Source organism: Ralstonia nicotianae (assembly GCF_018243235.1).
GTDB lineage: Bacteria > Pseudomonadota > Gammaproteobacteria > Burkholderiales > Burkholderiaceae > Ralstonia > Ralstonia nicotianae.
The window spans coordinates 1,106,831-1,129,674 of the sequence record NZ_CP046674.1; the positions used below are offsets into that span (position 1 = coordinate 1,106,831).

Sequence of the window (22,844 nt, forward strand, 5' to 3'; positions counted from 1 at the left end):
AATGGTTCGCAATACGGCGCGGGCCATGGCGCGGCCCGCTCAAAGGCCATCGCAAGAATCGCCGTGCGGCGGGCCCGCGCGGCGAGGTTCGCGATGCGGCTACCGGTTGACCGTCCGCGCGGGCACCGACAGGGTCAGCAGCGCGCCCAGCACCATCGACGCCGCCAGCAGGTACATGCCCGAGTCGGTGCTCCGGGTGGTGTCCTTCAGCCAGCCCACGGCGTAGGGGCTCAGGAAGCCGGCCAGGTTGCCCAGCGAATTGATCAGCGCGATGCCGGCGGCGGCGCCGGTGCCGGCCAGGAAGGCGGTCGGCAGGCTCCAGAACAGCGGCAGCGTGGTCAGGATGCCCATGGTGCCGAGCGTCAGCGCCGCCATGGCCAGCGTGGTGTTGGCGTGCCAGACCGCCGAGAGCACCAGCCCGATCGCGCCCGCGAGGGCCGGGATGGCAATGTGCCAGCGGCGCTCGCGCGTGCGGTCGGCGCTGCGGGCGACCAGCACCATGGCGATCACCGCCGCGCCGTACGGGATCGCCGTCAGCAGGCCCACCGACAGCGGATCGGCCACGCCGGTCTGCTTGATCAGCGTCGGCAGCCAGAAGCTCACCCCGTACAGGCCCATCACGAAGCTGAAGTAGATCAGGCTCATCAGCCAGACGCGCGGGCTGGCCATGATGGCGGCGATGGGCGCGTCTTCCTTCTGCGCCTCCTCGGCCGCGATGTTGCGGGTGAGCAGGGCCTTTTCCTCGTCGGTCAGCCACCTGGCGTGGCTGATGCGATTGTCCAGGTAGGCCAGCACGCACAGCCCGATGACGACCGACGGGATGCCCTCGATGAGGAACATCCACTGCCAGCCGGCCAGGCCGTAGACGCCCCCGAACGTCTTGAGCGCCCAGCCCGAGATGGGGCCGCCGATCACGCCCGACAGCGCCACGGCCGTCATGAAGAACGTGGTGGTGCGCCCGCGCCGCTCGGCCGGATACCAGTACGTGAGGTACAGGATGATGCCCGGGAAGAAGCCCGCCTCGGCCAGGCCGAGCAGGAAGCGCATCACGTAGAACATGGCCGGCGTGGTCACGAACATCATGGCCGCGGAGATGAGGCCCCACGAGATCATGATCCGCGCGATCCACATCCGCGCGCCGACCCGATGCAGGATCACATTGCTGGGCACCTCGAAGAGGAAGTAGCCGATGAAGAAGATGCCCGCGCCCAGCCCGTACACGGTCTCGCTGAACTTGAGATCGTTCAGCATCTGCAGCTTGGCGAAGCCGACGTTGACCCGGTCCAGGTAGGCGACCACGTAGCACAGCAGCAGAAAGGGGATCAGGCGCCAGCTGACCTTGCGGTACGTGGCTTCCTCGAAGCCGCTGGCGGACTGGGGCGGCAGCGCGCCGGCGCTCGGGCCGAGAGGCGGGGTGGTGGTGGCCATCGGGTCTCCTGTCTTGTTTTGTATGCGGGCCGGTTGCGGCTCTGCCCCTCCAGCGCGCCCGCGCCGCAGGCTTCCGGCCGACCCGATCGAACCGCCACCGCATTCTGCGCCTCCCGTGCGGCGGCGCCAAGCCGCCTGCCGGCAGGGCTCACACGCAGCGCCCGCCGTCAACCTCCAGGCAGGCGCCGGTGATGAACTCGGCCTCGTCCGACGCCAGGTACAGGCAGGCATTGGCGACGTCCTGCGGCGTGGATAGCCGCCCCATCGGGATGCTCGCCAGGAAGCGCGCGCGGTTCTCGGGCGTATCGGGCATTCCCATGAATTGCTCCAGCAGGCCCGTCGCGCCCATCACCGGGTTGACGCAGTTCACGCGGATGCGGTCGGGCCCGAGCTCCGCCGCCATCGCCTTGCTGGCGGTGATGACGGCCCCCTTGCTCGCGTTGTACCAGACCAGCCCCGGCCGCGGCCGGACGCCCGCCGTCGACGCCACGTTGACGAACACGCCGCCGCCGCGCGCGCGGAAGTGCGGCACCATGTGGCGCGCCGTCCAGTACAGGCTCTTCACGTTGACGGCAAAGACGCGGTCGAATTCGTGCTCCGTGATCTCCAGCACCGGCTTGTTCCGGTGCGTGGTGCCGGCATTGTTGACGACGATGTCGAGATCGCCGTAGCGCTCGAGCGTGGCGGCGAGCAGGCTGGCCACGGCCTCGCCGTCCGACACGTCGGCGTGGACGAAATGGGCATCCCCGCCGGCCACGCGGATCGCGCTGGCCACGCGCTCGCCCGCCTCGACGTTGAGATCGTTGACGATGATGCGCGCGCCCTCGCGGGCAAAGGTGGTGGCGATGCCCTCGCCGAAGCCCGAACCCGCCCCGGTGACGATGGCGATTTTGCCGGCAAGCCGCATGGTGTCTCCTCCTTTGTCGTCGGTGGGATGGTCTCAGCCGTGGCGGATGGCGATGGTCTTCACGGTGGTGAAGCCGTACAGCGCCTCGAAGCCTTTCTCGCGGCCGTGGCCCGACTGGCCCGTGCCGCCGAAGGGCAGCTCTACGCCGCCGCCCGCGCCGTAGTTGTTGATGAAGACCTGGCCCGCCTTCAGCGCGCGGGCCAGCCGCAGCTGGCGTGCGCCGTCGCGCGTCCAGACGGCGGCCACCAGCCCGTACGGCGTGCCGTTGGCCAGCGCCAGCGCCTCGGCCTCGCCGTCGAACGGCATGGCGGCCAGCAGCGGGCCGAACACCTCTTGCTGCGCCAGACGGTGGGTGGGCGGCACGTCGCGCAGCAGCATTGGCGCCTGGTAGTAGCCGGTCTCGGGCGCTTCGGGCACCACCAGCCCCTGCGCCATCACCGGGATGTTGGCATGCTGCGCGTCCGATACGAAGTCCCACACGCGCTGCTGCTGCCTGGGGTTGATCAGCGGGCCGCAGTCCAGGTCCAGCGTCGACGGGCCCACCTTGATGGCTTCGAACACGCTGGCCAGGCGGTCGAGCACGGTCTCGTACAGGCCGCGCTCGATCAGCACGCGGCTGCCCGCCGAGCACGTCTGTCCCGCGTTCTGGACGATGCCGCTCACCACCGCCGGAATCGCCGCATCCAGGTCGGCATCGGCAAACAGGATCTGCGGCGATTTCCCGCCGAGCTCCAGCGTCACGGGCACATGGTTTTCCGCCGCCGCGCGCACGATCAGCTTGCCGGTTTCCGGCGATCCCGTGAACGACACGTGGTTGATGCCCGGATGCGCCGCCAGCGCCGCGCCGGCCTCGTGCCCGTAGCCGGTGACGACGTTCAGCGCGCCGTCCGGCAGGCCCGCCTCGGCCGCCAGTTCGGCCACGCGCAGGATGGACAGGCACGCGTCTTCGGCCGGCTTGACCACGCAGGCATTGCCCACCGCCAGCGCTGCGCCCACGCTGCGCCCGAAGATCTGCATCGGGTAGTTCCACGGGATGATGTGCGCCGTCACGCCGTGCGGCTCGCGCACGGTCAGCACCGTGGTGTCGGGCTGGTACGGGATGGTCTGGCCGTGCAGCTTGTCGGCGGCGCCGGCATAGAACTCGAAGTAGCGGGCGATGGCGCGGGCGTCCGCGCGGGCCTGGCGCATCGGCTTGCCCGTATCGCGCGCTTCCAGCCGGGCGAGTTCCTCTTCGTGGTCGGCCAGGCGCAGCGCCACGCGCATCAGCAGGCGTCCGCGCTCGGCCGGCGCCAGCCGGCCCCAGATCCCGTCGAAGGCACGGCGCGCGGCGTGCACGGCCACGCTGATATCGGTGGCGTTGCCGCGCGCGATCTCCGCAAAGGGCTGGCCGTCGGACGGGTCGAATACCTTGATGCGCAGGCCGGAGTCCGCGGCCATCAGGCGGTTGGCGATGAAGTGCTGGGCGTGCATCGGAGGGTCCAGGGGGGATCGGGAGCGTTCGATTCTCGCACGGCCGGCCGGGTGCCACCGGCTATAATGCCGGCCGCGAAAAGTTTTCACGCATTCGTTTTTTCAATCCGCTGATTTCACGCATTCCGGAGCACTTTCCATGAGCTTCAACAACGTCTCGCCGGGCAAGGACATCCCTAACGACTTCAACGTCATCATCGAGATCCCGGCGCAGAGCGACCCGGTCAAGTACGAAGCCGACAAGGAAACCGGCCTGCTGCACGTGGACCGCTTCGTCGGCACCGGCATGCGCTATCCGGCCAACTACGGCTTCATCCCGCAGACGCTGGCCGGCGACGGCGACCCGGTGGACGTGCTGGTCGTCACGCCGTTCCCGCTGGTCCACGGCTGCGTGGTGCGTTGCCGCACCCTGGGCATGCTGAAGATGACCGACGAGTCGGGCCAGGACGCCAAGCTGGTCGCCGTGCCGGTCAACAAGCTGTCGCCGGCCACCGCGCACATGACGGACCTGTCCGACATCGGCCAGAACCTGCTTGACCAGATCAAGCATTTCTTCGAGCAGTACAAGGCGCTGGAGCCCGGCAAGTGGGTCAAGGTGGAAGGCTGGGGCGGCATCGAGGAAGCGCATAAAGAAATCGTCGATGGCGTAGCCAACTATAAGAAGTAAGCGATTCTCGTTTTTTGTCGTACGGTGTCATCTCGATCATCCCGGCATTCCTTTCGGATTGCCGGGATGTTTTGTTTGAATACCAATGGCGCAGCGTGACAAAACGCTCCGCAGACCCGCATGGCAGCTGGCTTTGTGGGCAGCAGGACGCGAATTATGTAATTCGCATCCTGTTTGAGGAAAAACGCATCATCAAGAAAAGCAAGCAGGCTACACAGAGAGTTAAGTAAAGCTCAATTGCTCGCTGCGAAGGGTCGCTCTAGACTGCCCATCAAGCTTGACTCCAACCCGTGGTAATGCGATGTTGAACAAGACTGTGGTTGTCCCCGTTCTTTCCGCTGCGGCGATGGCTGCGTTCACGGTCTGGGCGCTGCTGGTGGGGCCGCCGGATGCTGCCCACGCAGGCGAACGCGAGGCGGTCTCTCACGCCGACACCGTGTCGACGTACTGCGCCACACCGCCGAAGACCGCAACGCGATAGTGGCTGCCGGCCGTGCCCGCCCCGGGTGCGGTCGTGGTTCCCGCCGCCCCGGCCGGTCGCTGCCAGGGCAGATTCCCCCAAGCACCTCTCATTCTCCCGATCGTTGCCGGAACGGTGAACGGTCTGTCAGTTCATCCAGATACGCTTCCATGCCGGCCGTTTCATGGTCAAGAAAACGGCCGACCGCATCCGCGAATGCCGGATGGGCCAGCCAGTGCGCCGACTGCGTGGCCACCGGCTCGAAACCGCGGGCCATCTTGTGTTCGCCCTGGGCACCGCCTTCGAAGGTGCGGATGCCGTGCTCGATGCAGTACGACAGCGGCTGGTAGTACGCCGTCTCGAAGTGCAGGCATGGGTGATGTTCGATCGCGCCCCAGTAGCGGCCGTACATCACCGAGGCCTCGGGGCGCGGATCGATCACCAGCAACGCGGTGGCGATGTCGCGGCCCTCGCGCATGGCGACCACCAGCAGCAGGTTCTCGGGCATCGCCTGGCCGATCCGCAGGAAGAAGTCGAGGTTCAGGTAGGGCGACGAATGGTGTTCGCGGTAGGTGGCCCGATAGCAGCGGTGGAAGAAGCGCCAGTCGGCCTCGGTGGCCGCGGCGCCGGGCACGTGGCGGAAGGTGATGCCCGCGCTGTGCACGCGGCGGCGTTCGGCGCGGATGTTCTTGCGCTTCTTCTGCTCCAGCGCGGCCAGGAAGCCATCGAAGCTGGCGAAGCCGCTGTTGCACCAGTGGAACTGCACGCCTTGCCGCAGCAGCATGCCGGCATCGCGCATCAGCCCGGCTTCGTCGGGGCCGGGAAACAGCACATGCAGCGACGATAGCCCGCTCTGCCGCGCCATGGCCAGCGCGGTCTCGAGCAGCGCGGCGCGGGCCGTCGCATCGCGCGCCAGCAGCCGCGCACCCTGCACCGGCGTGAACGGCACGGCGGACAGCCACTTCGGGTAATACGCCAGCCCATGCTGCGCATACGCATTGGCCCACGCCCAGTCGAACACGTATTCGCCGTACGAATGGCTCTTCACATAGAGCGGCATGGCCGCGGCCAGGACGTCACCTCCGCAGCCGTCCGGGGCGCTTTCCCACAGGGTCAGGTACTGCGGCGACCAGCCGGTCTCGGCGCAGGCGCTGCCGCTGGCATGCAGCGCGTGCAGGAAATCGAAGCGCAGGAAGGGCGTGGCATCGGGTTGCCGTGCGAGCAGATCGTCCCACGCGGCGCGTCCGATCTCGGGCAGATCGGCCACCAGCCGCGTGCGATAATGCCGCGATCCGGCGCGGGTTTCGGGCTCGGGAACGAGAGGGCGGGAGGTCATGCCGCCGATTCTAATTCCTGCCCGGGACGCCGTGCCCGCTCCGACATCGCCTTCCATGACCGTTCTCGTCGCTCTTGCCCAGATCAACTGCACCGTTGGCGATCTTGCCGGCAACGCCGCCCGCATCGTCGCGGCGGCCCGCGAGGCGCACCAGGCTGGTGCGCGCATTCTTGTCACGCCCGAACTGTCGCTGACCGGCTATCCGCCCGAAGACCTGCTGCTGCGTCCGGCCTTCCTGGATGCCGCGTCACGCGCGCTGGATGCGCTGGTGGCCGAGCTGGCCGCTTTCGCGGGCCTGCATGTGCTGATCGGCCATCCGCAGCTGTTGTTCGAGGCGCCGGCGCCGGGCAGCGCGCTGCCCAAGCCGACCAACACCGCCACCGTGGCGGTCGACGGCCGTGTGCTCGGCCAATATCACAAGCTCGAGCTGCCCAACAACGAGGTCTTCGACGAGAAGCGCTACTTCCAGGTCGGCGGCGAACCCTTCGTGTTCGACGTGGAGGGCACGCGCTTCGGCGTGATCCTCTGCGAGGACGCGTGGTATCCCAAGGCCACGGCCTGGGCCAAGGCGGCGGGCGCGCAGGTGGTGCTGATCCCCAACGCGTCGCCGTATCACCTGGACAAGGAAGACCTGCGCGAGCAGATCATCGGCGCGCGGGTGCAGGAGTCGGGCCTGCCGCATGTCTATGTGAACCTCGTCGGCGGACAGGACGAGCTGGTGTTCGACGGCGGCTCCTTCGTGCTGGATGCCCACGGCAAGCCGGCGGCGCGGATGGCGCAGTTCGTCGAGGGCGTGGGCTACGTGCGCTTCGACGGCGCCAGGCCCCTGCCCGGCGAGATCGCCCCGGAGGCGACGCTGGAGGCGCAGGTGTACGCGGCGCTCAAGCTGGGCGTGCGCGACTACATCGGCAAGAACGGCTTCCCTGGGGCGATCATCGGGCTGTCGGGCGGCGTCGACTCGGCGCTGGTGTTGGCGATCGCCGTCGATGCACTGGGCGCCGACCGCGTGCGTGCGGTGATGATGCCGTCGCGCTACACGGCCGACATCTCGTGGCTCGACGCGCGCGACATGGCCGCGCGCCTGGGCGTGCGGTACGACGAGCTCCCGATCATGCCGATGTTCGACGCGTTCAGGGGCGCGCTGGCGGAAGAGTTTCGCGACCTGCCCGAAGACGCCACCGAAGAGAACATCCAGGCGCGCATCCGCGGCACGCTGCTGATGGCGCTGTCCAACAAGTCCGGGCGCATCGTGCTGACCACCGGCAACAAGAGCGAGATGGCGGTTGGCTACTGCACGCTGTACGGCGACATGGCGGGCGGCTTCGCGGTCATCAAGGACATCTTCAAGACGCTGGTCTACCGGCTGTGCCGCTATCGCAATGCGCTGTCGGAGGTGATTCCCGAGCGCATCCTCACGCGCGCGCCGTCGGCCGAACTGCGCGAGAACCAGACCGACCAGGACAGCCTGCCCGAATACGACGCGCTCGATGCCATCGTGCAGCGCTACATGGAGCAGAACCAGCCGGTGGCCGAGATCATCGCCGCGGGGTTTGCCGAGGCCGATGTGCAGAAGATCGTGCGGCTCATCAAGATCAACGAATACAAGCGCCGCCAGGCGCCGGTGGGCATCCGCGTGACGCAGCGGGCATTCGGCCGGGACTGGCGGTATCCGATCACCTCACGCTTCAAAGAGTAGGCCGGCCACGCGATGCTCGACTACTACGCCAAGCGCGCTCCCGAATACGAGCGCATCTACGCAAAGCCGGAACGGCAGGCGGACTTGGCGTGGCTGAGGGCGCGCGTGCGCGAGTTCACGCGCGGCGCGCAGGTGCTGGACCTTCCCTGCGGCACCGGCTACTGGACGGCGGCGATGGCGCAGGCGCGCAACATCGTCGGCGCCGACGTCAACGACACCGTGGTGCGCATTGCGCGCGCCAAGGGGATCGCCGGGGCGTCGTTCGTGCTTGCGGACAACGATGCGCTGCCCTTCGCGCCGGGCCGGTTCGACGCGATGACGGCCGGCGGCTGGTGGTCGCACGTGCCGCGGCAGGGCCTGCGCGCGCATCTGGGGCGGCTGCATGGCGTGCTTGGGCCCGGCGTGCGCGTGCTGTGGTTCGACAACCGGTACGTGCCCGGCTCCAGCACGCCGATCGCGTATGCGGACGACCACGGCAACACCTGGCAGCGCCGGCCGCTCGACGACGGCAGCCTGCACGACGTTCTGAAGAATTTCCCCGACGATCGGGCCCTGTTGGAGGCGGTCGACGGCATCGCCACGGATGTACGCATCACCCGTCTCCAGTATTATTGGACGCTCGAGTACCTTACACACTAGCCAGCGAGACCCGCCATGAAACAGATCACCGCCATCATCAAGCCCTTCAAACTGGACGAAGTGCGCGAGTCGCTCGCCGACGTGGGGGTGACCGGCCTGACCGTCACCGAGGTCAAGGGCTTCGGCCGCCAGAAGGGCCACACCGAGCTGTATCGCGGCGCCGAATACGTGGTCGACTTCCTGCCGAAGATCAAGATCGAGGTGGTGGTGGCCGACAGCCAGGTCGACCAGGTGCTCGACACCATCGTCAAGGCGGCCAAGACCGGCAAGATCGGCGACGGCAAGATCTTCGTGACGGCGGTGGAGCAGGTCATCCGCATCCGCACCGGCGAGACCAACGAAGCCGCGGTCTGAGCGGGCGCGCCCTCGCGGCCGGCGCGCCCGCACCGGTCAGCGCGGCAGGGTGATGTTCCAGCGCAGCGTCGCCAGCCGGCCCGCCACGATCGCCAGCGTGGCGACCACCACGGCCACGCTCGGCTGCAGGCTGGTGTGGGTCAGCCCCACGTAGAGCCAGCATCCGAGGAAGGCGCAGGTCGCGTACGGGCGGTTGTCCCGCAGCAGCATCGGGATTTCGTTGCACACCACGTCGCGCAGCAGGCCGCCGAACGCGGCCGTGATCACGCCCATCATCACCGACACGAACACCGGCACGCCGGCATCCAGCGCCAGCTGCGTGCCGAGCACCCCGAACAGCCCCAGGCCGACCGCATCGGCCACGATCAGCACGCGGTCCGACACCAGCTGGCTGACCAGCCGGATCACCCGGTTGGCGAACAGGCTCATCACGAACAGCGCCAGCAGATACTGCTCGTGCTCGACCCAGTAGAAGGGCCGGCGGTCGAGCAGCAGGTCGCGCAGCGTGCCGCCGCCGAATGCCGTGAGGAATGCGACGATGAAGGCGCCCACGGCATCGAGCCGGCGCCGCCGCGCCTCGGCCAGGCCCGAGACGGCGAACGAGAAGACCGCGAGGATCTCCGTCCAGTGCATCACCAGCAGCAGGCGGCTTTCGTGCATCGTTGCGGGATTGGGGCGGTGCGGAAGATGAAGGCGGCGTGTCAGGACCCGTGCGGCTGGCGCAGCAGCACCAGCACGGCGCCCGCGCCGCCGGCGGTGTTGCGCGGCTCGACGAAGGCGATCACTTCCTCTTTCTGCACCAGCCACGAGCGCACCTTGCCCTTGAGCACGGGCGCCTTGTCGGGCGAGCCCAGGCCCTTGCCGTGGACCACGCGCACGCAGCGGATGCCGCGCTGCACGGCGCGGCGCAGGAAGGCGGCCAGCGCCTCGCGGGCTTCGTCGCGGCGCAGGCCGTGCAGGTCGATCTGGTCTTGCGTGGCCCATTCGCCGCGGCGCAGTTTCTTGAGCACATCCTCGCCGATGCCGGGGCGACGGTAGGAGAGGGTGTCGTCGGTGTCGAGCAGGTTGTCGACGTCGAATTCGTCCGACAGCGAGGCACGCAGTACGCGCTGTTCCTCGGCGCGGGAGTGCACGGGCTGCGGCGCGGGCGGCGTGCGCGGGTGCTCGACCCGCTTGCCCTGGCGCAGCGCGCTTACTTCGCCGATGCTGGCGCGGAACAGGTCGGCTTCCGCTTCGGCCTGGCGCGCGGCGGCTTCGGCGCGCTGGCGTTCGGCCTCGCGCTGCTCGGTCTCGTGCTTGAGCTGGTCGCGCAGGGCGGCCAGGTCGGTCAGGTCGAGCCTGGAGGCGGGAGGGTGGGCGCGTTTCATGGCGGCAGGACGGATCGGGTGGAGCGTATGTCGATTATACGAATGCCCGCGCACCGGGCCGCCATGACAAAACAAAACGGCCGATGGGTTTTCCATCGGCCGTTGCGCGTGGCGCAGGCGCCTGTCGCTTATTCCTGGTTTTCCAGGTAGCGCTGGGCGTCCAGCGCGGCCATGCAGCCCGTGCCGGCGCTGGTGATGGCCTGGCGGTAGATGTGGTCCTGCACGTCGCCGGCGGCGAACACGCCCGGGATGTTGGTGGCCGTGGCGTTGCCGACCAGGCCGCTCTGCGTGCGGAGATAGCCGGTTTCGTTCATGTCCAGCTGGCCCTTGAACAGGTCGGTGTTCGGCTTGTGGCCGATGGCGATGAAGACGCCGGCCAGCCTGACCTCTTCCGCGCCGGTCGCGTTGCCGTTCACGCCACGCAGGCGCACGCCGGTCACGCCGGAGTCGTCGCCGAGCACTTCGTCGAGCACGGTGTTGTACTTGATCTCGATCTTGCCCTTCTTCTGCTGCTCGAGCAGGCGGTCGACCAGGATGGGCTCGGCGCGGAACTTGTCGCGGCGGTGGATCAGCGTCACCTTGGAGGCGATGTTGGCGAGGTACAGCGCTTCTTCCACGGCGGTGTTGCCGCCGCCCACCACGGCCACTTCCTGCCCCTTGTAGAAGAAGCCGTCGCAGGTGGCGCAGGCGGACACGCCGCGGCCCGAGAAGGTCTCTTCCGACGGCAGCCCCAGGTACTGGGCCGAGGCGCCGGTGGAGATGATCAGCGCGTCGCAGGTGTACTCGCCGGAATCCCCCACCAGACGGATGGGCTTTTCGGTCAGGTGCGCGGTGTGGATATGGTCGAACACCACGTCGGTGCTGAAGCGCTCGGCGTGCTCCAGGAAGCGCTGCATCAGCTCGGGACCCTGCAGGCCTTCCCTGTCGGCGGGCCAGTTTTCCACCTCGGTGGTGGTCATCAGCTGGCCGCCCTGCGCCAGGCCGGTGATCAGCATCGGGTTCAGGTTGGCCCGGGCGGCGTAGATGGCGGCCGTGTAGCCGGCGGGGCCGGAGCCGAGGATCAGCACTTTTGCGTGTTTTGCCATGATGCGTTCGATGTGCGCGGCGGGTGAGTGGGTTGGATGGCCGCCGTGCCGAGTAGGTGAGGGTGAGGGCGCCATTATAAAGTGGCCCCCGGAATCCGGCCCGTTGCAATTTCCAATCGCGGCAATAGCGCCACGGTGGCGCGTTACAATCGGTCCGTTGTCTTTGCGCAGTCCCAAGCCGAGCGGCGTCCGTGCCGTGCGGCGCACCCGTTTCCCGCATGGCCCGAGCTTCCACCACTCCGACGACCCGTACCGATCCCGCTGCGCTGCCGTCCCGCATCGGCCGGCTGCTGGGCGAGGTCCGCTGGTTCCTGTTGCTGGCGGTGACCATCGCCTTCCTGACCATCCTGCTGTCGTACAACAAGGCCGACCCCGGCTGGTCCCATGCCAGCCAGGTCGACGACGTGCGCAACCTGGGCGGTCGCGTCGGCGCCTGGTTCGCCGACGTGCTGCTGTTCGTGTTCGGCGCCTCGGCCTACTGGTGGGCGCTGCTGCTGTTGCGCCGCGTCTGGCGCGGCTGGCGCGAGCTGATGTCCGACGAGCGCGTGCCGCGCGCCGCCACGCCGCGCGTGGACGCCGGCGTCACCTGGTTCGGCTTCGCGCTGATCCTGTCGGCCAGCATGGGCCTGGAAGCCATCCGCATGCATACGCTGCACATGAAGCTGCCGCGCGCGCCGGGCGGCGTGCTGGGCGACCTGATCGGCGGATCGCTGCAGCATGCGCTGGGCTTCACCGGTGGCACGCTGCTGCTGCTGCTGATGTTCACGGTGGGCCTGTCGCTGTTCTTCCATTTCTCCTGGCTGAACCTGGCCGAGCAGATCGGCGCGGGCGTCGAGACGCTGTTCGTCGGCTTCAAGACCCGCCGCGAGAACAAGCAGGACCGTGCCATCGGCGAAGCGGCCAAGGTCGAGCGCGAGGAGGTGGTCGAAACCCGCCGCGTGCGCATCGAGGAGGCGCCGCCGGTGCAGATCGTGCGCCCGGCCGCCGTGGTCAAGAGCGAGCGCGTGGAGCGCGAGAAGCAGCAGCCGCTGTTCGTCGACATCCAGGATTCCGACCTGCCGGCGCTGGCGCTGCTGGACGCGGTGCCGCCCGCGCAGGAAACCGTCAGCGCCGAGACGCTGGAATTCACCTCGCGCCTGATCGAGAAGAAGCTCAAGGACTTCGGCGTCGAGGTCACGGTGGTGGCGGCCTATCCGGGCCCGGTCATCACCCGCTACGAGATCGAGCCGGCCACCGGCGTGAAGGGCAGCCAGATCGTCAACCTGGCCAAGGATCTGGCGCGCTCGCTGTCGCTGGTGTCGGTCCGCGTGGTGGAGACCATTCCCGGCAAGAACTGCATGGGCCTGGAGCTGCCGAACCCGAAGCGGCAGGCAGTGCGCCTGGCGGAGATTCTCGGCTCGCAGGTCTACAACGAAAGCGCTTCGCAGCTGACGATGGCGCTGGGCAAGGACATCGCCGGCAAGCCGGTGGTGGCGGACCTGGCCAAGATGCCGCACTGCATGGTGGCCGGTACCACGGGCTCGGGCAAGTCGGTCGGGATCAACGCGATGATCCTGTCGCTGCTGTACAAGGCCCGCGCGGATGCGGTGCGCCTGATCCTGATCGACCCGAAGATGCTGGAGCTGAGCATCTACGAAGGCATCCCGCACCTGCTGTGCCCGGTGGTGACCGACATGCGCCAGGCCGGCCACGCCCTGAACTGGGCGGTGGGCGAGATGGAGCGCCGCTACAAGCTGATGAGCAAGATGGGCGTGCGCAACCTGGCGGGCTTCAACAAGAAGATCGAAGAGGCCGCCGCGCGCGAGGAGAAGATTCCCAACCCGTTCAGCCTGACGCCCGACGCGCCCGAGCCGCTCGACAAGCTGCCGATGATCGTCATCGTCATCGACGAGCTGGCCGACCTGATGATGGTGGTCGGCAAGAAGGTCGAAGAGCTGATCGCGCGGATCGCGCAGAAGGCGCGCGCGGCCGGCATCCACCTGGTGCTGGCGACGCAGCGCCCGTCCGTGGACGTGATCACCGGCCTGATCAAGGCCAACGTGCCGACGCGGATCGCCTTCCAGGTGAGCAGCAAGATCGACTCGCGCACGATTCTCGACCAGCAGGGCGCGGAAGCGCTGCTGGGCATGGGCGACATGCTGTACCTGGCGCCGGGCACCGGGTTGCCGGTGCGCGTGCATGGGGCCTTCGTGTCGGACGATGAGGTGCACCGCGTGGTGGAGAACCTCAAGTCGCAGGGCGAGCCGAACTACATCGAGGGCCTCCTCGAGGGCGGCACGGCCGATGGCGAAGGCGGCGGCGATGGCTTCGGCGGTGGCGCGGGGCTCGCGGGCGGCGGTGCCGGCGAGGCCGATCCGCTGTACGACCAGGCCGTCGACGTGGTGCTGAAGAACCGGCGCGCGTCGATCTCGCTGGTGCAGCGCCACCTGCGCATCGGCTACAACCGTGCGGCGCGCCTGCTTGAAGACATGGAGAAGGCCGGACTGGTGTCGGCCATGTCGGGCAACGGCAACCGCGAAATCCTGGCGCCCAACCGCAACGGCAACGTCGTCGAAGAGGAATGACGCCGCGGTTACATCGCGTTACCGCATCCCTGGAATGTTCAGGCGCGGCCGGCCACTAACAACAAGATCAACTGAAACCGGGATTCCTATGTTTGTGTTGAAAGCACGTCACCTGATGGCCGCCGGACTGGTGTCGCTGGCAGCGTGGTCGGCCGGCGCCCAGGCCGGCGCGATCGAGCAGCTCAATGCCTTCGTCAGCAACGTCACCACCGCGCGCGGCGAGTTCGTCCAGCGGCAGGTGAAGGGCGGCGCCAATGGCAGCCCGCTGCGCGTGGCCGGCACCTCAAGCGGTGACTTCACCTTCTCGCGCCCGGGCCGCTTCATCTGGCGCTACCTGAAGCCTTACGAGCAGCAACTGTCGGCCGATGGCCAGATGCTCTACATCTACGACAAGGACCTGAGCCAGGTCACGGAGCGCAAGCTCGATGCCTCGCTCGGCTCCAGCCCGGCCGCGATCCTGTTCGGCAGCAACGATCTGGCGAAGAACTTCGTGCTCAAGGAAGGCGGCACCAAGGACGGCATCGACTGGGTCGAGCTGACGCCCAAGGCGAAAGACACCCAGTTCGAGCGCGTCGCCATCGGCTTCCGCGCGGGCGAGCTGGAGGGCATGGAGTTGCGCGATGCTTTCGGCAACACCACGCTGCTGACGTTCTCGCATATCCAGAAGAATCCGCAACTGCCGGCCAGCGCGTTCCGCTTCGTGCCGCCCAAGGGGGCCGACGTCATCAAGCAGTAACGCGACGGGGCCGGTTTTCGACAAGGAGACCGACCATGCGTTTTTCGACTTTCACACCGCTGCGCCGCGCCGTTGCCGTTGCCGCGACGGTGGCGGCGCTCGCCGGATGCGCCTCGACGGGCGCGTCCCGCTTCGATGTCGACTCGTTCCTGACCGCGCCCGATACGGTGCTGGCCGAGGCGCTGGTCAACAAGGACTTTCTGGGCGCCACCCAGCTGCCGGCCGCGGAGTGCAACGCACTGGTGAAGGGGCATGCCAACCAGGTGGTGCCGATCCCGGCGCCGGCCGATCCGCGCCTGCCGGAGGCTTCCGCCCGCCAGCCGTTCGTGATCCAGCCGCCGGCCAGCGAAAGCGTCTGGCTGCTGCTGCGTTCGGCCGACGGCAAGCCGTCGTGCCACGGGCCGCTGCCGGCCAGGGAATTCATGGGCCTGGTGCAGCGCGCAGCGAACTGACGTCTGCCGGCGCGACCGGCCCGGCCGGTACGGTAGCGGGCCGTGTCGCGGTTTCTGCGACAATCCTCGCATGAACGCTTCTCTTTTCCCGGACGCGCCGCCCGCCCACATGCCGTTGGCGGAGCGCCTGCGCCCGCATTCCGTTGACGAGGTCATCGGCCAGCAGCACCTGCTCGGGCCGAGCAAGCCGCTGCGCGTGGCGTTCGCCTCGGGCGAGCCGCATTCGATGATCCTGTGGGGGCCGCCGGGGGTGGGCAAGACCACACTGGCGCGGCTGATGGCCGATGCCTTCGACGCGGAGTTCATCGCGCTGTCCGCGGTGCTGTCGGGCGTCAAGGACATCCGCGACGCGGTGGAGCGGGCCGAGCAGTTTCGCGCGCACGGCCGTCGCACGCTGGTGTTCGTCGACGAGGTGCACCGCTTCAACAAGAGCCAGCAGGACGCTTTCCTGCCGCACGTGGAGAGCGGCCTGTTTACCTTCATCGGCGCGACCACCGAGAACCCGTCGTTCGAGGTGAACGGTGCGCTGCTGTCGCGGGCCGCGGTCTATGTGCTCAAGAGCCTGTCGGACGACGAGCTCAAGCAGCTGGCCGAGCGCGCGCGGCAGGAGCTGGGCGGCCTGGAGTGGGCGCCCGCCGCGCTCGATGCCGTGGTCGCCTCCGCCGATGGCGACGGCCGCAAGCTGCTGAACAACATCGAGATCGTCACCCGCGCCGCGCGCGCGCAGGCCGGGAGCGAGACCGTGCCGGCCATCGACGAGGCGCTGCTGGCCTCCGCGCTGTCGGAGAACCTGCGCCGCTTCGACAAGGGCGGCGATGCCTTCTACGACCAGATCAGCGCGCTGCACAAGTCGGTGCGCGGCTCCGATCCGGACGCGGCGCTGTACTGGTTCTGCCGCATGCTCGACGGCGGCGCCGACCCGCGCTACCTGGCGCGCCGCATCGTCCGCATGGCCTGGGAAGACATCGGCCTGGCTGATCCGCGCGCCGCGCGCATCACGCTGGATGCCGCCGAGACCTACGAGCGCCTGGGCTCGCCCGAAGGCGAACTGGCGCTGGCGCAGGCGCTGATCTACCTGGCCATCGCGCCCAAGTCCAACGCCGGCTACAACGCCTACAACGCGGCGCGCGCCTTCGTCGGCCATGACAAGTCGCGGGCGGTGCCGGTCCACCTGCGCAACGCGCCGACCCGGCTGATGAAAGAGCTCGGCTACGGCCACGCCTACCGCTACGCCCACGACGAGCCCGAAGCCTACGCAGCCGGCGAGACCTACTTCCCGGACGACCTGTCGCCCCAAGGCTGGTATGTGCCGACGCCGCGCGGGCTGGAAGGCAAGATCGGCGACAAGCTGCGGCACCTGCGCGAGCTGGACGCGCAATGGCTGGCGCAGCAGAAGAACAAATCCTCCCGCGACGACTGAGGCCGGGGCCGGTGCGATAAAATCGGCCCTTTCGATCGTTCGCCATCCTCGGTTTTCCTCCTCACCATGCTCGACATCCAACTGCTCCGCAAAGACATCGACGCCGTCGCCGCGCGCCTGAACGACCGCGGCTACGAACTCGACGTGGCCGGCTTCGCCGCGCTCGAAGCGGAACGCAAGGCCATCCAGACCCGTACCGAAGAACTGCAGGCGCGCCGCAACAGCCTGTCCAAGCAGATCGGCATGCTCAAGGGCAAGGGCGAGGACGCCTCGGCGGTGATGACGGAAGTCGCCGGCATCGGCGACGAGCTCAAGGCGTCGGCCGCGCAGCTCGACGTGGTGCAGGGCAGGCTGCAGGACCTGCTGCTGTCGATCCCGAACGTGCCGCACGAGAGCGTGCCGGCCGGCAAGAGCGAGGCCGAGAACGTCGAGGTGCGTCGCGAAGGCACGCCGCGCGCGTTCGACTTCCCGGTCAAGGACCATGTCGATCTGGGCGCCGGGCTGGGGCTGGATTTCGACGTGGCCGCCAAGCTGAGCGGTTCGCGCTTCGCGGTGCTCAAGGGCCCGGTGGCGCGCCTGCATCGTGCGCTCGCGCAGTTCATGCTCGACACCCACACGCAGGAGCACGGCTACACCGAGGCCTACGTACCCTACATCGTCAATGCCGCGTCGATGCGCGGCACCGGCCAGTTGCCGAAGTTCGAGGAAGACCTGTTCCGTGTGCCCCGCAAGATGGGACAGGCCACCGAAGCCGAGGCCGGCGAGCACGTCGAGAACTTCTACCTGATCCCGACCGCCGAGGTGCCGCTGACCAACCTCGTGCGCGATGAGATCGTCGCGGGCGATGCGCTGCCGATGAAGTTCGCCGCGCATTCGCCGTGCTTCCGCTCGGAGGCCGGCTCGTACGGCAAGGACACGCGCGGCATGATCCGCCAGCACCAGTTCGACAAGGTCGAGATGGTGCAGATCGTGCAGCCGGAGACGTCGTTCGAGGCGCTGGACGCCATGACGCACCATGCGGAGAACATCCTGCGCAAGCTGGAGTTGCCGTTCCGCACCGTCGTGCTGTGCACCGGCGACATGGGCTTCGGCAGCACCAAGACGTACGACATCGAGGTGTGGATCCCCGCGCAGAACACCTATCGCGAGATCAGCTCGTGCTCCAACATGGGCGATTTCCAGGCGCGCCGCATGCAGGCCCGCTTCCGCAATGCGCAGGGCAAGCCGGAGCTGCTGCACACGCTCAACGGCTCCGGCCTCGCAGTGGGCCGCACGCTGGTGGCCGTGCTGGAGAACTACCAGAACGCCGACGGTTCGGTGACGGTGCCGGCGGCGCTGCGCCCGTACCTGGGCGGCCAAGCGGTGCTGAAACCGGCGGCCTGACAAAGATTGCGCGTGCCTCTTGAAACGGGGCGCGAAAGTCTGTTATAGTTGCGGTTTCGCGATACAGCGACCCAGTTACCAGGAGAGGTGGCAGAGTGGTCGAATGTACCTGACTCGAAATCAGGCGTACCGGCAACGGTACCGTGGGTTCGAATCCCACCCTCTCCGCCAAGATGTAATCCGAAGAGATGCAAATCGGTTCGGAAGAAAAGCAGAAAGCCCGTGAAATCAACGTTTCACGGGCTTTTTTGCATCCGAAGGGTCCTAGGTGGTCCGTTGCAATCCGGAGTGGCCAGGGGTATTTTTGGGGCATGTCTACCGACCCTCAACACTAGATACCCCTGCACGGCGCTGACTCACCTGCAAGTCCAGAAGGAAAAGCTTTCCGACAAGCCCCGCAAGCTTGCCGACGGCGGGGGTCTCTACTTGCTGGTCAATCAAGCCGGCAAGCACTGGCGCTGGAAGTATCGCTTCGAGGGCAAGGAGAAGGTCATGGCCTTGGGCGTGTACCCGGATGTGTCCTTGGCCGAAGCGCGCGAAGCCCATCAAGCCGCACGGAAACTGCTGGCGTCTGGCACCGACCCGATGGCAGAGCGCAAACAGCAGACCTTGGCTCCGGCAGGTGCGGCCTTTATGCAGGTCGCTTGTCAATGGTGGGGTCACTGGTCGTCGTCGCGTAGCGCTCGGTACGCTGACTACGTGCTGCGCCGCATGGAAACCGATATCTTCCCGGTGCTCGGGCAGCGTCCGATCAGCGAGATCCAGGCTCCTGAACTGGTCCGCATGACCAAGACGATTGAGGAGCGTGGCGCGCTGGATATTGCTAAGCGTTCCCTGCAGACCTGTAGTCAGATCTTTCGCTACGCGATCGCTCACGGTTTGGCTACTCGCAACCCGGCAACCGAAATCCGGCCAAGTGACATTCTCGTTTCGCGCAGGAAGCAGAACTACGCACGTGTGGATGCCAAGGAGTTGCCTGCGCTGCTGCGGCATATCGAGGTCTACCAGGGTAGTAGCGTGACCCGTATGGCGATGAAGCTCATGGCGATGACCTTCGTGCGAACCAGTGAGTTGATTGGTGCACGCTGGGACGAGTTTGATCTGGACAATGCCCGTTGGGACATTCCGGCCGAGCGGATGAAGATGAAGTCGCCGCATATCGTGTTGCTGTCACGTCAGGCCGTGACGTTGCTGCAGATGCTGCATACCTTGACCGGCCATCGTGACTTGCTATTTCCCGGCGAGCGCGATTTCAAAAAGCCGATGTCGAACAACACCATCCTCAAGGCGCTGGAACGCATGGGCTACAAGGGGCGCATGACCGGACACGGGTTCGGGGGCATCGCTTCGACGATCCTCCGTGAACAAGGCTGGCCGCACGAGCACATCGAGCTTCAACTGGCGCACCAGGAACGCAACGATGTCAGCGCAGCGTACAACCATGCGCTTTACTTGGAGCCGCGAGCCAAGATGATGCAGGGGTGGCTGGACTATCTGGATCGATGTGTCACCGGAGTGTCGGTAACGCAATTACGCAGCGCGTGATTAACCATTGGACGTCGAGATCACGATGTGTTGCTTCGCAAGAAAATTTGTGGTCTGAATCGCCCCGGTTTTCCTAGGCACCTATGAGCCGTTGGGAATGGTGTTGTTCGAACTCTACCGGTGATAGTCCGTTGGCGCTCGAATGGCGCCGTGTTGGGTTGACCACTACAGAACATCTCGATGTAGTTGAAGACATCGGACTTGGCCTCCTGTCGGGTGGCATAGATTTGCCGACGCACTCGCTCGCGCTTGAGCAACTGGAAGAAGCTCTCAGCCACGGCGTTGTCGTGGCAGTTGCCGCGCCGGCTCATGCTGCATAGCAGGTTGTGCTCGCGCAGGAAGCTTTGCCGGGTGTGGCCGGTGAACTGGCACCCCTGATCCGAGTGAATCAGAACCTGCCGGTGCGGGCGGCGTCGCCGTAGCGCCATCAGCAAGGCATCCAGCGCCAGCTGAGTATCGATGCGCTGCCCCATGGACCAACCCACGACCATGCGTGACCACAGATCGATGAGCACGCTCAGGTACAGCCAGCCTTCGTGCGTGCGTATATAGGTGATGTCGGTCACCCAGGACGGGTTCGGGCCGTTGACTGTGAACTGCCGCTGCAGGTGATTGGGCGCGACCGCCGCCGGCTTGCCGGCACGCCCCGCAGAATGTCGACGGTAGCCCGATTGCGAGCGCAGTCCCTCGGCCTTGAGCAACCTAGCCACGCGGTGCTTGCCGCAGCGCTCGCCCAAATCGCGCATGTCCAGGGTGAGCTTGCGATAGCCATAGACGCCACCACTCTCCAGCCAAGCCTGCTTGAGCCAGCTCAGCAGGCGTTGATCGTCCTTCGCACGTGGGCTTAAGGGGCGTGCATGCCATGCGTAGTAACCACTGGGATGCACCAACATCGCCTTACACAGACGGCGCACGCTGTATTGACCCGCGTGCGCCTTGATGAAGGCGTACCTCACCCGGACTGCTTGGCAAAGTACGCTGCGGCCTTTTTTAGGATGTCACGCTCCTCGGTCACCCGCTTGAGCTCGGCCTTGAACCTGCGTACCTCGTCGGATTGCGAGACCTGCCCTTGGGGCTCTGCCACGGGTTGGCGTCGTTGCTTGATCCATTGGTACAGGCTGTGTTGGCTCACGTCCAGCCGCTGCGCGACGTCGGCCACGCTGTGGCCTCTGTCTAGGACCTGATTGACCGCCTCGACCTTGAATTTCTCGGTGTATCTCTGCGCGCTCATCGCACCTCCTGTCTAACCTCTAGTTTGAGGCTCACAGGTGTCTACTGAGGCCGGGGCGATTCAGACGGAGTTTCGAAATCAATTGGACGTCAACTCACCGGCCATATCGGCGGCAGAGTGGAGTTGCCCCTGTAACTCAGGACACGCGAACACCGTTAGGTTGATGACGCGGCAGCACGCCTGAACTCGCGAGGCGAGCGGTATTTCAGGGCTTTGTGCGGGTGACGCTCGTTGTAATGCTCAAACGCAACAGCCAGACGCGAGAGCGCCGTTGGCGCATCGGGCTTGTCCATATAGGCGACGTAATTGTGCTTCATGGTCTTCACGAATGATTCGGCCATGCCATTGCTCTGCGGCGAACGCACGGGCGTGGTCAGTGGCTCCAGGCCCAGCTCGCGCGCAAAGCGGCGCGTGCGGTGGTCGATGTAGGCCGAGCCATTGTCCGTCAGCCATTCGATGGGCTGAGTAGCCTGCGTGGTGCCGAAACGCTGTTCCACCGCAGCCAGCATCACGTCACGCACTACGTCACCGCTATGTCCGCCTGTGGTTGCCGCCCAGCTAATCGCTTCTCGGTCGCAGCAGTCCAACGCGAACGTTACGCGCAGCGGCGTGCCATCGTCGCAACGGAATTCGAAGCCATCCGAGCACCAACGAGCATTGCTCCGGTCCACGGCTACCCGACCGTCGTGTCGCCGCTTGTCTCGACGCACGCCAGGACGGCTCAGCAGCAACTGATGCTCGCGCATGACCCGATAGACGCGCTTGTGGTTGATGCACGGCGCGCCGACTATCTCACGACTGCGTCGCAGCAGCGCCCAGATGCGCCGGTAGCCGTAGGTCGGCAAGTGCGCCACATGGGCCAGGATTTCCTCGACCAGTTCCGTGTCGTCGGTCAGCTTGGCACGGCGACCATCTTGCCAACCGGACGAGCGAACCTGCTTCACCGCCACGCCAGAGCGCGCCACGCCGAGAACTTCGCAGACCGTTTTCAATGGTCGTCCCCCGGCAACAAGGGCGAGCGCGCAATCAGGTTTTTTGACCGACCCCACTCGACGGCTTCTTTCAGGATTTCGACTTCCATCGTTTTCTTTCCGAGTAGCCGCTGCAGTTCCTTGATTTCCTTGATGGCTGCGGCCAGCTCCGATGCAGGCACAACGGTTTCGCCCGCTTGCACTGCCGCCAGGCTGCCTTCCTGGTATTGCTTGCGCCAGCCGAACACCTGGTTCGGGTTCACGCCGTGCCGCCGCGCAACGGCAGACACCGATGCGCCCGGTGCCAGCGTTTCCTGCACGATGGCGATTTTTTCCTGTGCCGTGCGCCGACGACGGCGCTCCGGCTCGGTCAGAACTTCGATGGATTCCACGTAATGACTAGGCTTACTGATAGGCACAAGACTATCCCTTATTTTAAGAGTGTCCTTGTGTCCTCAGATACGTGGGGCCGCTCCACAGAGCAAATGACCCTCTTGGCGTGATGAATCAGCCAACGAGGCGTGCTGAGACCTTCTTCTTCGCACCCCTCTTGAGCAATGCATTCTCGGCGTAGGGTGATGGCGGACTAGTTGTCCTCCTCTCGCTGTCCCTCGATCAACTTCGCCAGCAACTTCGCCAACTGCCGCTGCTCCACTTCCGTTAGCACCGACAACACGGCACGCTGGTTCTCGACATGCGCGCTGACGGCTTCGTCAATCAGCGCAAAACCCGCATTGGTCAGGGCGACCAAGGTGCCGCGTCCATCTTCAGGATTGGGGCGGCGCTCCACCCAGCCGGCCTGTTGCAGACGGTCGATGCGGTTGGTCATGCCACCCGAGGACATCATCGCCGCGTCGTACAGCGCGGTGGGCGTGAGCGCGTACGGTGCGCCGCAGCGGCGCAGGGTAGCGAGCACGTCGAACTCGCCAGGCTGCAGGCCGTACTCCGCAAACAGCGGGTTCAGGCGTTCACGTGCAATGACAAGCGCTGCTTCCCCCAGACGCCCGAGCAGCAGCATTGAGCTGACATCTAGGTCCGGGCGCTCGCGGTTCCATTGTTCGACAGCCTGTGCGGCGCGGTCCATTCTCCCTTCCTCCAGTAGCAGTTATCTTGACGTCGAGACAAATGATTTT

General features: G+C 66.5%; 19 protein-coding genes, 1 tRNA gene and 1 pseudogene. 11 read left to right on the forward strand and 10 right to left on the reverse strand.

Annotated features, from left to right (window positions below; all coding sequences use genetic code 11):
* Positions 1–99: 99 nt before the first annotated feature.
* The 3 genes from GO999_RS05170 to GO999_RS05180 all read right to left on the reverse strand — a co-directional run bounded on the left by GO999_RS05170 (position 100) and on the right by GO999_RS05180 (position 3,805).
* Entirely contained in the window at positions 100–1,428 is a 1,329-nt protein-coding gene (locus GO999_RS05170) for an MFS transporter (protein WP_211906625.1), read from the reverse strand.
* Between the two features lie 148 nt (positions 1,429–1,576).
* Complete coding sequence (locus tag GO999_RS05175) at positions 1,577–2,335, reverse strand: SDR family oxidoreductase (protein ID WP_211906626.1); 759 nt, start codon at positions 2,333–2,335, stop codon at positions 1,577–1,579.
* Between the two features lie 33 nt (positions 2,336–2,368).
* Positions 2,369–3,805 carry an aldehyde dehydrogenase family protein gene (locus GO999_RS05180; RefSeq protein ID WP_011002273.1) on the reverse strand — a complete coding sequence of 479 codons (1,437 nt, stop codon included), beginning with the start codon at positions 3,803–3,805 and terminating at the stop codon, positions 2,369–2,371.
* Between the two features lie 139 nt (positions 3,806–3,944).
* On the opposite strand from GO999_RS05180, the gene ppa reads away from it, so the two are divergent.
* Complete coding sequence (ppa, locus tag GO999_RS05185; RefSeq protein ID WP_011002272.1) at positions 3,945–4,472, forward strand: inorganic diphosphatase; 528 nt, start codon at positions 3,945–3,947, stop codon at positions 4,470–4,472.
* 569 nt (positions 4,473–5,041) lie between these two features.
* Here the strand turns inward: ppa and GO999_RS05190 are convergent.
* Positions 5,042–6,268, reverse strand: a complete 1,227-nt coding sequence (locus GO999_RS05190) for a GNAT family N-acetyltransferase (protein WP_011002271.1) — start codon at positions 6,266–6,268, stop codon at positions 5,042–5,044.
* A 55-nt stretch (positions 6,269–6,323) separates the two neighbouring features.
* Between GO999_RS05190 and GO999_RS05195 the strand changes: the two genes are divergently transcribed.
* The 3 genes from GO999_RS05195 to glnK are packed head-to-tail and all read left to right on the forward strand — an operon-like array spanning position 6,324 to position 8,957.
* The gene (locus GO999_RS05195) at positions 6,324–7,964 is read left to right on the forward strand and encodes an NAD+ synthase (RefSeq protein ID WP_011002270.1); all 1,641 of its coding nucleotides are present in this window, start codon (positions 6,324–6,326) and stop codon (positions 7,962–7,964) included.
* Between the two features lie 12 nt (positions 7,965–7,976).
* On the forward strand, positions 7,977–8,603 hold the full coding sequence (locus GO999_RS05200; RefSeq protein WP_211906627.1) for a class I SAM-dependent methyltransferase: 627 nt from the start codon (positions 7,977–7,979) through the stop codon (positions 8,601–8,603).
* 15 nt (positions 8,604–8,618) lie between these two features.
* Positions 8,619–8,957, forward strand: a complete 339-nt coding sequence (gene glnK / locus GO999_RS05205; RefSeq protein WP_011002268.1) for a P-II family nitrogen regulator — start codon at positions 8,619–8,621, stop codon at positions 8,955–8,957.
* Positions 8,958–8,993: 36 nt separating this feature from the next.
* Here glnK and GO999_RS05210 read toward each other — a convergent pair whose 3' ends face one another.
* From GO999_RS05210 to trxB, 3 genes are all read right to left on the reverse strand, one after another.
* Positions 8,994–9,617: a trimeric intracellular cation channel family protein gene (locus tag GO999_RS05210; RefSeq protein ID WP_011002267.1), complete on the reverse strand. Its 624-nt coding sequence runs from the start codon at positions 9,615–9,617 to the stop codon at positions 8,994–8,996.
* Positions 9,618–9,658: 41 nt separating this feature from the next.
* A complete protein-coding gene (locus GO999_RS05215) occupies positions 9,659–10,324 on the reverse strand; it encodes a Smr/MutS family protein (protein WP_011002266.1) in 666 nt (221 codons plus the stop codon).
* Between the two features lie 128 nt (positions 10,325–10,452).
* The gene (trxB, locus tag GO999_RS05220; protein ID WP_011002265.1) at positions 10,453–11,409 is read right to left on the reverse strand and encodes a thioredoxin-disulfide reductase; all 957 of its coding nucleotides are present in this window, start codon (positions 11,407–11,409) and stop codon (positions 10,453–10,455) included.
* A gap of 218 nt (positions 11,410–11,627) precedes the next feature.
* Here trxB and GO999_RS05225 point away from each other — a divergent pair, with 218 nt between their 5' ends.
* The 7 genes from GO999_RS05225 (at position 11,628) to GO999_RS05255 (ending at position 19,509) form a co-directional block, all read left to right on the forward strand.
* Positions 11,628–13,973 carry a DNA translocase FtsK gene (locus GO999_RS05225; protein ID WP_016722737.1) on the forward strand — a complete coding sequence of 782 codons (2,346 nt, stop codon included), beginning with the start codon at positions 11,628–11,630 and terminating at the stop codon, positions 13,971–13,973.
* An 88-nt stretch (positions 13,974–14,061) separates the two neighbouring features.
* On the forward strand, positions 14,062–14,709 hold the full coding sequence (gene lolA / locus GO999_RS05230) for an outer membrane lipoprotein chaperone LolA (protein WP_028853471.1): 648 nt from the start codon (positions 14,062–14,064) through the stop codon (positions 14,707–14,709).
* Positions 14,710–14,744: 35 nt separating this feature from the next.
* Positions 14,745–15,161 carry a hypothetical protein gene (locus GO999_RS05235; RefSeq protein WP_087452208.1) on the forward strand — a complete coding sequence of 139 codons (417 nt, stop codon included), beginning with the start codon at positions 14,745–14,747 and terminating at the stop codon, positions 15,159–15,161.
* A 70-nt stretch (positions 15,162–15,231) separates the two neighbouring features.
* Entirely contained in the window at positions 15,232–16,581 is a 1,350-nt protein-coding gene (locus GO999_RS05240) for a replication-associated recombination protein A (protein ID WP_028853469.1), read from the forward strand.
* Between the two features lie 66 nt (positions 16,582–16,647).
* Positions 16,648–17,964 (forward strand): serine--tRNA ligase, encoded by a 1,317-nt coding sequence (serS, locus tag GO999_RS05245; protein WP_064477946.1) that lies wholly within the window; start codon positions 16,648–16,650, stop codon positions 17,962–17,964.
* A gap of 81 nt (positions 17,965–18,045) precedes the next feature.
* Positions 18,046–18,135 (forward strand) — tRNA-Ser (locus GO999_RS05250).
* Positions 18,136–18,186: 51 nt separating this feature from the next.
* Complete coding sequence (locus GO999_RS05255) at positions 18,187–19,509, forward strand: tyrosine-type recombinase/integrase (protein WP_211906628.1); 1,323 nt, start codon at positions 18,187–18,189, stop codon at positions 19,507–19,509.
* A gap of 73 nt (positions 19,510–19,582) precedes the next feature.
* Here GO999_RS05255 and GO999_RS05260 read toward each other — a convergent pair.
* From GO999_RS05260 to GO999_RS05270, 3 genes and pseudogenes are all read right to left on the reverse strand, one after another.
* Positions 19,583–20,740 (reverse strand): annotated as a pseudogene (locus GO999_RS05260) (IS3 family transposase).
* Between the two features lie 155 nt (positions 20,741–20,895).
* Positions 20,896–22,094 (reverse strand): IS3 family transposase gene (locus GO999_RS05265; protein ID WP_197362529.1). Its coding sequence is split into 2 segments (ribosomal slippage): positions 20,896–21,779 and positions 21,779–22,094, totalling 1,200 coding nucleotides; the frame shifts between segments, so codons are not numbered across the junction.
* 203 nt (positions 22,095–22,297) lie between these two features.
* Positions 22,298–22,795 carry a MarR family winged helix-turn-helix transcriptional regulator gene (locus tag GO999_RS05270; protein WP_020832438.1) on the reverse strand — a complete coding sequence of 166 codons (498 nt, stop codon included), beginning with the start codon at positions 22,793–22,795 and terminating at the stop codon, positions 22,298–22,300.
* Positions 22,796–22,844 lie beyond the last annotated feature (49 nt).

Bases quoted from the DNA above. Each gene is read 5' to 3' on its own strand.
- GO999_RS05170 (WP_211906625.1), bottom strand. From the start codon at position 1,428: ATGGCCACCACCACCCCGCCTCTCGGCCCGAGCGCCGGCGCGCTGCCG.
- GO999_RS05175 (WP_211906626.1), bottom strand. From the start codon at position 2,335: ATGCGGCTTGCCGGCAAAATCGCCATCGTCACCGGGGCGGGTTCGGGC.
- GO999_RS05180 (WP_011002273.1), bottom strand. From the start codon at position 3,805: ATGCACGCCCAGCACTTCATCGCCAACCGCCTGATGGCCGCGGACTCC.
- ppa (WP_011002272.1), top strand. From the start codon at position 3,945: ATGAGCTTCAACAACGTCTCGCCGGGCAAGGACATCCCTAACGACTTC.
- GO999_RS05190 (WP_011002271.1), bottom strand. From the start codon at position 6,268: ATGACCTCCCGCCCTCTCGTTCCCGAGCCCGAAACCCGCGCCGGATCG.
- GO999_RS05195 (WP_011002270.1), top strand. From the start codon at position 6,324: ATGACCGTTCTCGTCGCTCTTGCCCAGATCAACTGCACCGTTGGCGAT.
- GO999_RS05200 (WP_211906627.1), top strand. From the start codon at position 7,977: ATGCTCGACTACTACGCCAAGCGCGCTCCCGAATACGAGCGCATCTAC.
- glnK (WP_011002268.1), top strand. From the start codon at position 8,619: ATGAAACAGATCACCGCCATCATCAAGCCCTTCAAACTGGACGAAGTG.
- GO999_RS05210 (WP_011002267.1), bottom strand. From the start codon at position 9,617: ATGCACGAAAGCCGCCTGCTGCTGGTGATGCACTGGACGGAGATCCTC.
- GO999_RS05215 (WP_011002266.1), bottom strand. From the start codon at position 10,324: ATGAAACGCGCCCACCCTCCCGCCTCCAGGCTCGACCTGACCGACCTG.
- trxB (WP_011002265.1), bottom strand. From the start codon at position 11,409: ATGGCAAAACACGCAAAAGTGCTGATCCTCGGCTCCGGCCCCGCCGGC.
- GO999_RS05225 (WP_016722737.1), top strand. From the start codon at position 11,628: ATGGCCCGAGCTTCCACCACTCCGACGACCCGTACCGATCCCGCTGCG.
- lolA (WP_028853471.1), top strand. From the start codon at position 14,062: ATGTTTGTGTTGAAAGCACGTCACCTGATGGCCGCCGGACTGGTGTCG.
- GO999_RS05235 (WP_087452208.1), top strand. From the start codon at position 14,745: ATGCGTTTTTCGACTTTCACACCGCTGCGCCGCGCCGTTGCCGTTGCC.
- GO999_RS05240 (WP_028853469.1), top strand. From the start codon at position 15,232: ATGAACGCTTCTCTTTTCCCGGACGCGCCGCCCGCCCACATGCCGTTG.
- serS (WP_064477946.1), top strand. From the start codon at position 16,648: ATGCTCGACATCCAACTGCTCCGCAAAGACATCGACGCCGTCGCCGCG.
- GO999_RS05270 (WP_020832438.1), bottom strand. From the start codon at position 22,795: ATGGACCGCGCCGCACAGGCTGTCGAACAATGGAACCGCGAGCGCCCG.